The organism is Micromonospora sp. NPDC047740, from assembly GCF_043204735.1.
Taxonomy (GTDB): Bacteria; Actinomycetota; Actinomycetes; order Mycobacteriales; family Micromonosporaceae; genus Micromonospora.
In genome coordinates this window covers 21,691-34,241 of sequence record NZ_JBIDCT010000032.1, presented here as the reverse complement: position 1 = coordinate 34,241, position 12,551 = coordinate 21,691, and the positions used below count along the sequence as shown (strand labels likewise).

The following is a 12,551-nucleotide window of genomic DNA, read 5'->3' as shown; positions in this document are numbered from 1 at the left end:
GCTCGCGCTGCGCGGTGGCGCGCGTGTCGCGGTGGTCGCGGCGGAGTGGTGCGACGCGTTCGGCGTCGTCACCCGCGGGCGGGTGCAGCTGGAGCTGCGCGACGGCGAGCCCGGGCCGGTCCTCGGACGCGACGCCGGGTTCTGGCTCCGTGGCACCGGCGTCCGCGCCCTGCGGAACCCCGGCCGTCGCACGGCGAGGGTGCGCATCGTCACGCCCAGGACCAGGACCGTCACCTGCCAGTCAACACACCCTGTACGCCCAGTTACCGAATGATGGAGGAACGGCATGAACCAAATGAATGACACCGGGGTCGTCGCCGGCCCGGCATCGGGCCAGACCAGCCACACCCACCGACTCCGCGGGCTCGCCGTCACCGGCTTCATTGCCACGCTCGCAGCGATGGTGGCCACCACCCTCGCCGCTGCGACTGCCCAGGCCGTTGGCGTCGACTTCGAGGTGCCCGATGGTGGCGAGACGATCCCGTTGCCCGGGTTCGCCGTGGTGACCGGCTTCTTCTCGGTCGTGGGCGTCGTCATTGCCGTCGCTCTTCTTCGTTGGAGCGCTCGCCCCGCCGAGCGATTCGTGTGGACGGCGGTGTCGCTGACCACGATCTCGTTTGTCCCGCCCCTCCTCTCGGGGGCAAACACCGCCACCACCACCGCCCTCCTCGGGCTACACCTCGTCCCTGCGGCGGTGATGATCCCCACCCTGGCGCGGAGCCTCCGCACCCGGACCGATTGACGATCCCGCAACGGGACAACGCGCGGCGCAAGGGCGTGCGCGAGCGCACCAACGTGGCCCCCGGGGCGCACCGGGTACCCCCGTCGCGTTCACCCTGGCCGACCCCGCCGTCGCGCGCCTTCGACGTGGATTCGGCTCCTGCGCGACGGCTTGAGCCGGGATCTGACCCTCTCGGGTCGACGTCAGGCTCAAGCCGCGCCAGGACGCGCTCGCAGCCGAGCCCTGACACCCACGCCTACGGGAGGCTGCACGCCGTAGCCGGCGGTGCAGGGAGCGCTGTTTGTGACGTGGGAGGCTGGAACAGGCTGTGGTCAGTCAAGGATCTCGACGTACCCGTCGCTTCCGTGCACGCGGATCCGCTGCCCATCGGGAATCAGCCGGGTGGCATCTACCACGCTGACGACAGCTGGCAGGCCGTACTCCCGTGCGATCACGGCGCCGTGTGTCATCAATCCTCCGACCTCCGTCACCAGGCCGGCGATGGCGACGAAGAGGGGCGTCCAGCTCGGGTCCGTGTGGGCCGTGACGAGGATGTCACCCGGTTCGAGATCAGCCTGGGCCATGTCCAGGATGACGCGGGCGCGCCCTTCGATGGTCCCGGCGGAGACCGGTAGGCCGATCAGGGCGCCGGTCGGCACGTCGTCGCGTCGGTACGACCCGGCGATGACCTCGCCATCCGATGTCAGCACCCGGGGTGGCGTGAGCGCCTGGTACGACCGGAACGCGTCCTTGCGCTGCTGGATCAGCTTGTCATCCACCTGGTTCGAGCGCACGACGTCGTGGAACTCCTGAAACGTGAGGTAGAAGACGTCCTCCTTCTCGGCGAGCACGTTGGCCTGCACGAGGCGCTCGGCCTCTTCGAGCAAGGCCTGCTTGTAGACGAAGTAGCGGCTGACGATGCCGTACTTCGGGTATTCCCGGTAGCCGATGAAGGTCCGGACCCGGTCGATCATCCGCTTGGTCTCCTCGGCCTTCTGCTCCCCATCCGGCAGCGCCCGCAGGCGTTCGAGCACCTCCTGCGCCTTCTTCTCCGCCTCCTGGCGCCCGTGCTCGAAGCGCCGCTTGGCGGCGCCCGGCTCGAAGTTCCTGACGTTGTCGAGGATCACGGGCACGAGAGTGGCGGGGCGTTCGCTCCAGCGCGGCCTCGTGATGTCGATCTCGCCGACGCAGCGCATGCCGTACCGGTCGAGGTAGGCGTCGATGGCGTCGCGCGCTTCGGTCCCGCCCGCGAACTTCGGCAACTCGTCCAGGAAGCCGTCGTCCTCGACAGCCTGCAGGAACGCCACTACCTCCGGATGCGGGCGGATCACGTCCGCGACGTCGAGCAGCGCCAGGCCCATCTCCGACGTGACGTTACCGGGGGCGGACAGCGTGAGGATGTCGGCCGCGTTCTTCTCGCCCAGCCATTCCCGCAACCGGTCGTTGAGCCACCAGGTGGCCTCCATCCCCGCCATGATCGCCTGCATGCTCAATGGATCACTGAGGACTCGCTTGTGCTCCTGGAAGGCCTCCAGCAGGAAGTCGAACAGCGCCGGTCCGGTCTTCGTCCGGATGTCGTGCCGCAGGGCGGCGATGGACGCCTGGCTGCGCTCGATCAGCTCGGTGACGATGGCCGGATCGTTCTCGATCGGGGCGGACGCACCGCCGACCGGCGGCCCGCCGGGCCCGCCGTCCGGGAGCGCCGGGACGAAGTCGTGGCGGTCGAGGACGTTCTCCAGCGCGTCCCTGGTCAGCGGATCGGATCTCCCCGCCATCTCCAGGAAGCCGGCGCGGCCCGCGGGCGAGGCCAGGCGCTGGGTGACGTCGACGAACAGCCTGCCGCCGGCCTCGTGCATCGGCGCCATGGCCGTCAGCTGCCAGAAGGAGAGCCCCAGGGGCTTCATGGGGTCGGTCATCATCTGCTGGTGACCAACGGAGAGGTAGATGTGGTTCTCCTGGTCGCCGGCCGCGGGGATGGGGAACAGCGTGGTGATCGGCCGGCTCTGCACGATCTGGAAGTCGTCGTCGACCACGCACCATTCGATGTCCTGCGGGCGGCCGAAATGCGCTTCGATCCGCCGGCCGAGCTGCACCAGCCGCACGACCTGGGCATCCGTCAGCGCCGGCTGCTCCTGCCGCTGCGGGTCGATCGCCACTTCCTGGGTACCGCCAGCCGGTAGGGCGTGAACGGCACGCTGCTTGGCGGCGACGGCCTTGGCGACGACCTCGCCGTCGCGCACCTTGAAGACGTCCGGGTTCACCAGGCCGGAGACCAGAGCTTCGCCGAGGCCGAAGCTGGCGTCCACGGTGGCGACCTTCCGGTTGGACGTGACGGGGTCGGCCGTGAACAGGATGCCGGCCGCATCCGGGAAGACCATCCGCTGCACGACCACGGCCATGTGGACCGAACGGTGGTCGATGCCGTTGCGCTGGCGGTAGGTCACGGCCCGCTCGGTGAACAGCGACGCCCAGCACCGGCTGACGTGCTGGAGGACCGCGGCCGGCCCCACGACGTTCAGGTAGGTGTCCTGCTGGCCCGCGAAGGAGGCCGTCGGCAGGTCCTCTGCCGTCGCGCTTGATCGGACGGCGTAGGCAGCTTGCTCGCCGAGCCGGGCGAGCGCGTGGGTGATCGCCGCCGCCAGATCGCCCGGGATGGCAATCCCTTCGATGGTCCGGCGGATCTCCGCGCTGAGCGTGCGGGTCGCCTCCCGGTCATCCGGGTTCAGGCGCGCCAACTGATCGAGCCGGTCGTCGATCGACGGCGCTTCGGCCATGATCCGCCGGAACGCGTCCGTCGTCACGCAAAAGCCGGCCGGCACGCGTACGCCTTCGATCCGCGACAGCTCGCCCAGGTGCGCGCCCTTGCCACCAACTACCGCGACCTGCGTCTCGTCAACTTCTTGAAGATCCAACACGTACTGCTCGATCACTGCGATACCGCCGAGTCAGCCGTGCTCCGTTGCACCGCACCGGCCGATCGAATCACCGGCGCCTCGAACATCATTGGTTCGAGGTCGGCGCGTCCCCCGTACATCGACAGCACACCCACGTCGTGGCCCCCCAATTCCTCGTCGGTGCTGTGTCCGGCCGCCGATTCTGCGGCAAGACCCGGGTCTTGCCGCAAGCCCCCCGGTGCGGTATACGTTAGAAGTGGCAAGGAGTGACATCTCCTTGCCTTTGCTTTTGTCGTCCGCCGCAGGCTGAGATCCTTTGACCGCCTGGAGCGTGCCGGGTGCCTCCGGGGTGCCGGACCCCCACGACCGCCGCAGGGCCCTGGCCCTCTCAGACGCCGGTGGCCACGGCCGCGTCGCCCGGGTGGGCCTGGCCAGCGCGATCGTCGGTCAGCTCATCATCGCCGCGGCCGAGGTGATCCGGCCGAGCAACCGGGTCCTCGGCGACGTGCTGTTCAGCGTCTCCCCGAGTGGCACATTACTGTTGCTCTGCATGACCCACGTCGAGATCGAGATCACCGCGGAGTTGGTCCGGGATCTGGTCCGCGACCAGCACCCCGACCTCGCCGATCGCCCGGTTCGGCTGGGCGCGCGGGGATGGGACAACCAACTGTGGCGGCTCGGCGACGACCTGGCCGTCCGGCTTCCCTGGGCGACCGGATCCGCGGACGCGCTGCTACGCAAGGAGCACTCCTGGCTGCCCACGCTCGCCCCGCGCCTTCCGCTGCCAATCCCCGTCCCGCAACGACTCGGCGAGCCCTCCGAACGGTTCCCTCGGCCCTGGCTCATCACCACCTGGGTTCCGGGCACACCCGCCGACCGGGCCCCCGTCACGCGAGCCTCCGACGCGGCCACATCCTTGGCCACTTTCCTGACGGCTCTTCACCAACCCGCCCCCAGCGGCGCGCCCGCCGGCCGCGGCCGCGGCGGGCCACTAACCGATCACGCCGAGGGATTCGCCACGGCGCTCACCTCCGCCACCGAGCGGGGGCTGATCAACGACCCGGACGCCGTCCGGGCCGTCTGGCACGACGCGGTCACCGCGCCTCAATGGACGGGCCACGCGCTATGGCTCCACGCCGACCTGCACCCGGCCAACGTCCTCACTGCCGACGGCACATTCTGCGGCGTGATCGACTTCGGCGACCTCTGCGCGGGCGACCCGGCATATGACCTCGCCGCCGTGTGGCTCCTGCTACCGGACGACACCACCGACCAGTTCCACGCGGCCTACCAGCCGACCCCGGACACCGCCACCATGCGCCGCGCCCGCGGCTGGGCGATGGCACGCGCCCTCGGCGGCATCCTCATCGGCGACGACGGCGTCCACGGCCGCCCGGGCGGCAAACCCACCTGGGGCCCGCCCGCCCACGCCGCTCTGCAACGCCTCATCGCCACAATCAGCTGACCCGGCGATCGCCTCCCGAGTCCTCCAGGATTCGAGGCGATTGGCAGTCCCCAATTCGAGGCGGCCTATCGCGTCCGGCGCGACCGCACGACGATCGCCGCGCACCCGAGGCCGATCACCAGCGAGGCCACGGACAGTCCGACCGCCCACCAGACCCCCGCATTCGACTGGGTCGTGGGCGCGTTGTCCACGGCCAGCGAGGCCTGCTCGGTGCCCGCCGCCGGAGAGGATGCCGGGTTCGCCTCGGGCACGAGCCGGAGCACTGGCGCGGGCCGCTCCGGCTCGTCGGCGCCGGAGGCTGGCTCCTGGATCCAGCGCACGACCTCGCCGTCGCTGTAGTGCTGGAGCGTCTTGAACACCAGTTGGTCGGCCGCGGGCAGCGGTCCGGCGCTCACCGAGAACTCGTCGTACTCACCCGGTTTGATCGCCGACTGCGGGTTCGCCGCAGTCCAGGTGATCTTGTCGATGACCTCGCTGATCTGCGCGCCGTGCGCCTCGATCGGTGTGGCCAGCTTCTTCTTCGTGATCTCGTACGACCAGCCGGGGTGTGGCTTCACCGAGAGCGAGGCCAGCGGGGAGTCGGTCGGGAACTGCACCTCGATCTTGGTGGTGCTCGCGTCGTCGCTCTCGGTGGGAACGCGGAACGTCAGGGCTGCGTAGCCGCCCTGGGTGGCCGTGCCCGGGTTCACCGTCACGTGCGCGAACGCCGCCGTCGGTAGGACGCCGACCAGGCAGGCCGCTACGCCTACGGTTACGAGGCCACGTAGGGCTCGACGAAGCATGTGCATTCTCAAGCTTTCCATTGATCGATAATCATGACGTGGAATATGCGGGCTGCGGTCTGCTCCCGGCGCAGGTCTCGATCAGCCCAGCCGCCGCAGCACTTTCTCCATGGCCCCCTTGGCCTTGTCGGCCGAGTCGGCGCGGTCTCCGACGATCTTCTTCTGGGTAAGGTCGAGGTAGAGGATGAGGTTCGCTCGATGGAGCACCACGATGGCGATGTCCTCGAAATAGACGTCGTCCTGCCCCGGCGGGTACGTGTGGGCGAGCTGCTGCACGTATCCCTTCCACCCGAACACCTCAAGCGGACGGCTGGTAGCGCGATAGGCGCCGAGGATGACCGGCGGTCCCCCGTCGACCTCATACGATCCGGGGCAGCCGGCCAGCCCGGAACCGACCTCGTTCATCGCGTTGTCGGCGATGGCGGTCGAGGCGAAGACGAGGGCGTTCTGGGTCACGTATGGCACGCGGGAGTCGGTCGCCCGGGTGGGTTCCACGGCGAACTGGCCCACGGGCTGGCCACCGACGGGCTGAACCACGTTGGATGGTGCGTTGGCTGTGTCGGAGCGCTGGACGTACGGGCAGGTCTGGATGGCGCTCGGCGGCACGTAGTTGTTGTGCGAGTGGAAGTCCCGGTCGTACCAGTAGTCGCGCGCGCCTTCGCCGGCGTCCTTTGCGTTGTAGAACGCGGCCTTGACGTCGTCGGCCGTGTAGGACGGCTTGCTCGCCGTGGGGCCGGCGGCGCTGGAGCAGCCGGTGACGGCGGCGCAGACGGCAGCCAGCGCGAGGGTCGCGGTGGCACGGGAGCTCAAGATCACGGATGGCTCACCTCATCGGGGGCGGAGGGGCGGCGCTCGACCACGGGCCGTCAGGAGCCGTCGTCCGAACGCAGTGTGTTGGCGAGGGTGAAGGCACCGCCCTTGACGGTGAGCACGAGGTGGTTGTCGTACTTGACCGTGTGGTCGGGGGCGAACCGCAGCTCGCCCAGGAACGTGGTGAAGCCGTCCTCGAGCTGGGCCAACTGTGCGCTGTTCAACGCGCGGTCGACCTTTCCCGTCTGCGTCACGGCCTGGCCGAGGGCGCGCAGCCCGTCGTACGCCTGCAGGGCGTCCCGGCCCGGCGGGTGGCCGAAGGTCTTGGTGAACCGTGTGGTCCATGCTGCGGCGGCGGGGAGGTTCTGCGGGCTCGCCGTTGTGATCACGAATGCGCCCTCGGCGCCGTCTCTGCCGGCGGCGGAGAGGAAATCGGGGCTTTCGGATGCTGCGGAGGCGATGTATTTGCCCTTGTACCCGGCTTTGCGGAGCGCTGCGGCCAGCTGGCCGGATTCCTGGGCCGGGCCGGCCCAGTACACGACGTCGGGGTCGGCGGCCAGCGCGGTGGCGGCGGCCGCGGCCATGTCCCGCTGCCCGGCGGGCAGGGTCTGCTTGCTGACCACCTTGGGGACGGGCGAGGCCACTGAGATCACCTGGTTGACCAGGTATGCCGACTGCGGGGTGTCGTCAGCGATCACCGCGAGCCGCTGGGCCGCCTGGTAGGCCATCCAGTGCACCGCCGCGAGCGCTTCCTGGTAGGGGGTGCCGTTGGTGAGATAGGCCGTGGGAGTGTCCTCCGCGCTGACCAGCGTGGGCGAGTTGGCGGAGGTGATGAGAAACGGCAGCCCGTTACCGCCGAGGACCCGCGCGGCGGCCTCGGCCGCGCCGTCACAGACGCCTCCGAGGGCGCCGGCGACGTTTTCGGTGAGGTGGAGCTGCTTCGCCGCCTCCTTGCCGCCGTCGTCGAGGCACTCGTCGTCGACGGTGACGAGGGAGACGTGCAGCCCGATGATCCCGCCACGGACGTTGAGGTCGTCCACCGCCATCCGCGCCCCGTCGACCAGATCCTGCCCGCGTGCCTTGTCCGGCCCGGACAGCGGCGCGAGCACACCGAAGGCGATCTCCCCCCGGGGCGCGGCGGGCGCGTCGTCGGTCGAGGTGCACGCGGCTACGGCCGGGAGCGTGAGGACGGTGAGGGCCAACGGCGCGAGCCAGCGGTTGCGGCGGGTCCGGCTGCGGCCGTCGAGGGTGGTCAGGAGCTGCATTCGGTGCTTCTCTCTCGGCTCCGGTGGTGGTGAATGGGGTGGTCGAGGCAGGTCCGCCCCGGGAGGGGCGGGTGACGGGGAGGGACCCCCGCCGCCGGTAGCGGCGCGGGGACCCCTCCACGTACGAAAGGTCCGCGGAAGACTACTTCTCGCAGGAGTTCCAGCAGACCTTCTTCTCGTGCTTACCGGGGATGTCGCCGGTGAACTTCAGGATGTCGACGCCTCGACCGTAGTCGGGGACGTAGACGTACCCGTTGTGCCAGTACGCCGAGGAGGCGTTGCTCCCGATGATCGCCGGTCCGTCGGGGCCGGCGGCGCGGTCGGGCACCCGGAACCAGCCGACCTGCTGCGGGTTGCTCGGGTCGGAGATGTCCAGGAACCGGACGCCCTGCTCGTAGAAGCCGGCGGCGACGATGTTGCCGTTCACCGTGAACCAGTGTGCGGAGCAGTCACCCGCCTTGCCCGTCGGGTCGACGTAGTGGCCGGGCTTGCCGCCGGGGCTGTAGGTGGCGAGCCGCGTCATCTTGACCGGGTTCTCCGGCGTGGAGGTGATCCCCTCGGCGTCGTGCGTCCCCTCCAGCGACGCCAGGATGAACACGCCGGCCTTCGCGCAGTTCTGGTTGTTGTTCTCGTTGGTGATGAGCACCACGTCGCCCTTCGGGCGGTCGCCCAGGGCGTTCGGGAAGCGGTAGGCGTTGTGCAGGAAGGCACTCTCCGAGCCGCTGACGCTCCCACCCGCGTACGGAATCGGGTCGTAGGCCGTCGCGTAGCGCTTGGTCTGCGTGGCCGGGTCGAAGTGCTTGCCGTCGGTCCAGTAGCCGCGGACGCCGCCGCTGCCCGAGACCCAGACGACGCCGTCGAAGTCGACGTCGACGCTGTGCGTGGAGCCGCTCGTCACACCGGTGCGCCGGACGTCGGAGACGACGGCCTGGCTGTAGGTGAACGGGTGGTTGACGTCCCGCACGTCGGTCACGTAGACGGGGGAGCTCACACCGCGCACACCCGACCCCACCGACCAGATGAACCGGCAGTCGTTGATGCACGTCGCGGTGTGGCCGAGCGGGACCCGGTGGAAGCCCAGCAGCTTCGGGTGCCACGGGTCCTTGATGTCGATGATGAACAGGCCCTTGGTGCCCGAGTCGCGGGTCAGGAAGACGAGCTTGCGCCGGCTGTCGACCGTGAGGTTCTCGCCCTCCCAGAACTGGGTCATGGTCTCGCCCGGCTGCTTGAGCTGGTCGACGGTGACGGCGGCGATGTACTCCGGGTGCTCGGGGTCCTTCAGCGACCAGACGGCCAGGCCGCCGGTGCCGTTGGCGACCATGACGTCGTAGCCGAGCTTCTCGTAGTGCACGAAGTTCAGCGACGAGAACGCCGGGCACTTCGTCGCCTTGAACGCGGGACAGCTCCCGTTGTTCGACAGCAGGCCGCGCACGTGACCGACGACCTCGACGTTGTCGCTGTGCGTCGCGTTGTCCGGGAACACCCCGGTGTCCGGCAGGGTCTGCGTCCCCTCGGTGGCGGTGCCGTCCGTGATGCCGGCGAGCGACGCGGCCTCACGCTCGGCGTTGGTCGCCGCCTCCGCAGCGGCCGCAGCGGCCTGCGCCGCCGCGGCCGCCTTCTCGTTGTACTCCAGCTGCGCCTGCGCTGCCTGCGCGGATGCCTGCGCGGCCTGGGCGGCGGCGGCATCCGCCTTGTTCTTGTCGGAGATCTTGCCCGACTGCTCGGCCGTGGCCGCGGCGTCGGCGGCCTTCTGCGCCGCCTCCTCCGCCCTGGCCTTGGCCTCGTCCAGGCCGGCGGCTGCCCTGGCGGCGTCCTTCGCGGCCGCGTCCGCCTGGTTCTGCAGGCTGGTCGCCTCGGCCTCGGCCGACCCGACCGTGCCGGGGCGGACCGGACCGGACGGGTCCGCGTGGGCCGCGCCGACGCTCGACATCTGCAGCGCGGCCGCCATCGCAAGCACGGTCGCGCCCCTCAGGAGAGCTCTGCCCCTCCTGGCTCTTCCAACGGGTATGACTCTCACCCTTCCTCCACTTTCAATCGGTGATATTCGCGCTAGCCGAGGCGGCCCAGCGTGGTCTTCATCAACGCCTTGACCTTCTCGTCGGAGTCGGCGCGCTTGCCCACGGCCTTGATCTGGGCGTAGCCGACGTAGACGATGGCGTTCTCCTTGTGCACCACGACGGTGACCAGGTCGTCGTAGGTGTCCGGGTTCACGTCGGGCGGCGAGGTGTGTACAAGATGCTGGGCGTACCCTTTCCATCCGTTGATTTCGATCGATCGGCTGCCGACCTTGTACTCGCCCACCACGGACGGCGGTCCGCCGAGCACGCCGAACGTCGCCGGGCACTTGGTGGCCTCGGCAACGACGGTGTTCATCGTGCTGTCAGCGAGTGAGGGGCTTTCGAAGACCACCGCGCCCTGGGTGACCACTGGCAGGGACGACGGCCCCGCGAGCTGTGGTGCGACGATGATCCGTCCGGTCGGATTCCCGCCCACCGGCTCGATCGCTGGCTCCACACTGACCTCGACGTCCTCCGAACGCTGGACGTACGGGCAGGTCGGGATGCTGTTCGGGGGCGTGTAGACGACGTGCGAGGAGTGGCCGTTGTCCTTGATCTCGGTCGCGCCTTCGCCCAGGTCACTGGGGCTGACGAGGCCGAAGCGGATGGAGTCCACGGTGTAGGGCGGCTTGGTCAAGGGTTCCGGGCTCCCGCTGGAGCAGCCGGCCAGGACGCCGAGGGCGAGCAAGCCGGCGGCCACCGCGGTCGATCGGCTCCGGGACGCCTTCTGGTCAGCGCCTCGCATGTGTGTCACCAACCTTTCAGCGTGCCGTGAACTGGACGCGCACGGGTGTCTCGTCGAAGTCGGAGACTCGGATGTCCAGCCGCAGCACCCACACCCCGGGGAACGGGATGGACATCGAGTTCGCCACGTAGTGGCCGGGTTCGGCCGCGGTGACGGTGACGGGCAGTGCCGGGACCTCGCGGTCGGGTGATTCGAGCCGACCGGAGATCTCGGGTACCGCGACCAGCGAGCCGTCCGGACCGGTGAGGTAGATGTCGGCCACGTTGCTGCCCGACCTCGCCGGCTCGATCCTCACCTCGACCGAGGCGTCCCGCAGCCCGGCGGCCGAGCCGGCCGCGGCGGCGGGAATGGGGACGGTGGTGTGCACCGGCGGCGCGTAGCTGGTGCGGGCCGGGGCGGTGTTGACGAGGACGGCCGTGATCGACACGACCGCGACCCCGAGCAGGATCTCGCCCACGACCGAGCCGCGCAGCCGGCGCACCGCGGCCGAGGGGGCGGCGTCGAGGCCGAGGGGTTCGCGGCCGCGCCGCCGCACGAACCGCCGCGCCCCGGCGGCGAGACCCACCACGGCGAGCACGACGGCGAGCTTGCCGAGCAGCAGCCGACCGAAGTCGGTCGCGCCGAGCGCGGCCCACGTCCCCACCTGCCGCCAGGACAGATAGACGCCGGTCACCGCGATCACCGCGAAGCAGCCCTGCGCGAGCCGGGAGAACCTGGGCAGCGCGGGCTCCAGGGTGATGACTTGGCTGGTCTCCCGCCTCCCGGCCGGGACGAGTACGCAGGCCGCGAGCGTGATCAGGCCGCCCAGCCACAGGCCCATGGCGAGTAGGTGCAGGCTGGTCGCCGGCACGGCCAGCCAGGTCTGCACGCCGGTCTGCGCGTGATCCGCCAGCGCCCAGGTCAGCGTCAGGGCGACGGCGCCGACCGCGGCGACCGCGGGCAGCACGAACCGGCGGGTGGCGCCGGCGCCGGCCGTCCCGGTCGTGGCAGCGGGAGAGCCGGGGCGTACGGCGATCCCGAAGGCCACGCCGAGGGCGAGCACGATCACCAGCCGCGCCAGCAGCGCGTGGCCCAACCGGGTGGACAGCGCCGCGCCGAGCAGGTCCGGGTCGAACACTCCGGCCAGCGACGTGCCGGCGGCGTACGGCCCCTGTACGAGCAGGACCACCACGGTGCCGGCGGTCAGCACGGCGAATCCTGACCACACGATGCGCCGGCCGCGGCGGTCGGTACGGCCGGCGGGCCAGAGCACGGCCACGAACAGTGCGCCACCGAGGGCGAGGGCCAGACCTAGAAAGGCCAGGGCGCGGCCGACCGCGTCGACGACGAGGACGGCACGGTGGGCGTCCTGCTCCACCGGGGCGGCCGTAGCGCTCGGGTGGCCGATGCTGAAGCTGAACGCACCCGACACCACGTGCGAGTCCGCGGAGGTGACCCGCCAGGCCAGGACGTAGGTTCCCTCGGTCAGATCCGTGGGCAGGCTGACCCGCGCCGTGTTGGCCTTCCCGTCCACGTGACCAGCGATGCCGATCGCCAGCTTCTTCGCGTTCGTGTCGAGCAGCTGGATCGACCGCTCGTTGAAGCTGACCGCGTCGTCGAAGCGGAGCCGGACCTCCGCCGGGGGCGAGGCCAGCACCTCGCCGTCGACCGGCGAGGTCTCCAGCAGGTAGGCGTGGGCGTACGCCGGATGTGTGGTCGCGGTGGACGCGAGGTCCGTGACCAGGCCGCCGGTCGCGAGGAGGACGACGACCGCCAGCCGCGTGACCAGCCGGGCCCAGCGATGGCGTACGGGGTGCATGCGGTACGTCATCC

Annotated in this window: 9 protein-coding genes; 2 read left to right on the top strand and 7 right to left on the bottom strand. The window is 70.2% G+C overall.

The window, feature by feature from the left end:
- Positions 1-295: 295 nt before the first annotated feature.
- Entirely contained in the window at positions 296-742 is a 447-nt protein-coding gene (locus tag ACGF4F_RS35350; RefSeq protein WP_393084623.1) for a DUF6069 family protein, read from the top strand.
- 311 nt (positions 743-1,053) lie between these two features.
- On the opposite strand, the gene rph is transcribed toward ACGF4F_RS35350, so the two are convergent.
- Positions 1,054-3,651, bottom strand: a complete 2,598-nt coding sequence (rph, locus tag ACGF4F_RS35345) for a rifamycin-inactivating phosphotransferase (protein WP_393084620.1) — start codon at positions 3,649-3,651, stop codon at positions 1,054-1,056.
- 514 nt (positions 3,652-4,165) lie between these two features.
- On the opposite strand from rph, the gene ACGF4F_RS35340 reads away from it, so the two are divergent.
- Entirely contained in the window at positions 4,166-5,080 is a 915-nt protein-coding gene (locus ACGF4F_RS35340) for an aminoglycoside phosphotransferase family protein (protein WP_393084654.1), read from the top strand.
- A 65-nt stretch (positions 5,081-5,145) separates the two neighbouring features.
- On the opposite strand, the gene ACGF4F_RS35335 is transcribed toward ACGF4F_RS35340, so the two are convergent.
- From ACGF4F_RS35335 to ACGF4F_RS35310, 6 genes are all read right to left on the bottom strand, one after another.
- Entirely contained in the window at positions 5,146-5,775 is a 630-nt protein-coding gene (locus tag ACGF4F_RS35335; protein WP_393084617.1) for a YcnI family protein, read from the bottom strand.
- 168 nt (positions 5,776-5,943) lie between these two features.
- Entirely contained in the window at positions 5,944-6,678 is a 735-nt protein-coding gene (locus tag ACGF4F_RS35330) for a hypothetical protein (RefSeq protein ID WP_357444889.1), read from the bottom strand.
- Between the two features lie 50 nt (positions 6,679-6,728).
- A complete protein-coding gene (locus tag ACGF4F_RS35325; protein WP_357444886.1) occupies positions 6,729-7,937 on the bottom strand; it encodes a branched-chain amino acid ABC transporter substrate-binding protein in 1,209 nt (402 codons plus the stop codon).
- Positions 7,938-8,079: 142 nt separating this feature from the next.
- Complete coding sequence (locus ACGF4F_RS35320; protein ID WP_357444883.1) at positions 8,080-9,885, bottom strand: hypothetical protein; 1,806 nt, start codon at positions 9,883-9,885, stop codon at positions 8,080-8,082.
- Between the two features lie 101 nt (positions 9,886-9,986).
- On the bottom strand, positions 9,987-10,739 hold the full coding sequence (locus tag ACGF4F_RS35315) for a hypothetical protein (protein ID WP_357444879.1): 753 nt from the start codon (positions 10,737-10,739) through the stop codon (positions 9,987-9,989).
- A 16-nt stretch (positions 10,740-10,755) separates the two neighbouring features.
- Complete coding sequence (locus ACGF4F_RS35310) at positions 10,756-12,549, bottom strand: copper resistance protein CopC (RefSeq protein ID WP_393084612.1); 1,794 nt, start codon at positions 12,547-12,549, stop codon at positions 10,756-10,758.
- Between the last annotated feature and the right edge of the window lie 2 nt (positions 12,550-12,551).

What these genes read in the sequence shown, in the direction of transcription:
- ACGF4F_RS35320 (WP_357444883.1), bottom strand. Translation starts at nt 9,885, where the DNA reads ATGGCGGCCGCGCTGCAGATGTCGAGCGTCGGCGCGGCCCACGCGGAC.
- ACGF4F_RS35325 (WP_357444886.1), bottom strand. Translation starts at nt 7,937, where the DNA reads ATGCAGCTCCTGACCACCCTCGACGGCCGCAGCCGGACCCGCCGCAAC.
- ACGF4F_RS35315 (WP_357444879.1), bottom strand. Translation starts at nt 10,739, where the DNA reads ATGCGAGGCGCTGACCAGAAGGCGTCCCGGAGCCGATCGACCGCGGTG.
- ACGF4F_RS35310 (WP_393084612.1), bottom strand. Translation starts at nt 12,549, where the DNA reads ATGACGTACCGCATGCACCCCGTACGCCATCGCTGGGCCCGGCTGGTC.
- ACGF4F_RS35340 (WP_393084654.1), top strand. Translation starts at nt 4,166, where the DNA reads ATGACCCACGTCGAGATCGAGATCACCGCGGAGTTGGTCCGGGATCTG.
- ACGF4F_RS35350 (WP_393084623.1), top strand. Translation starts at nt 296, where the DNA reads ATGAATGACACCGGGGTCGTCGCCGGCCCGGCATCGGGCCAGACCAGC.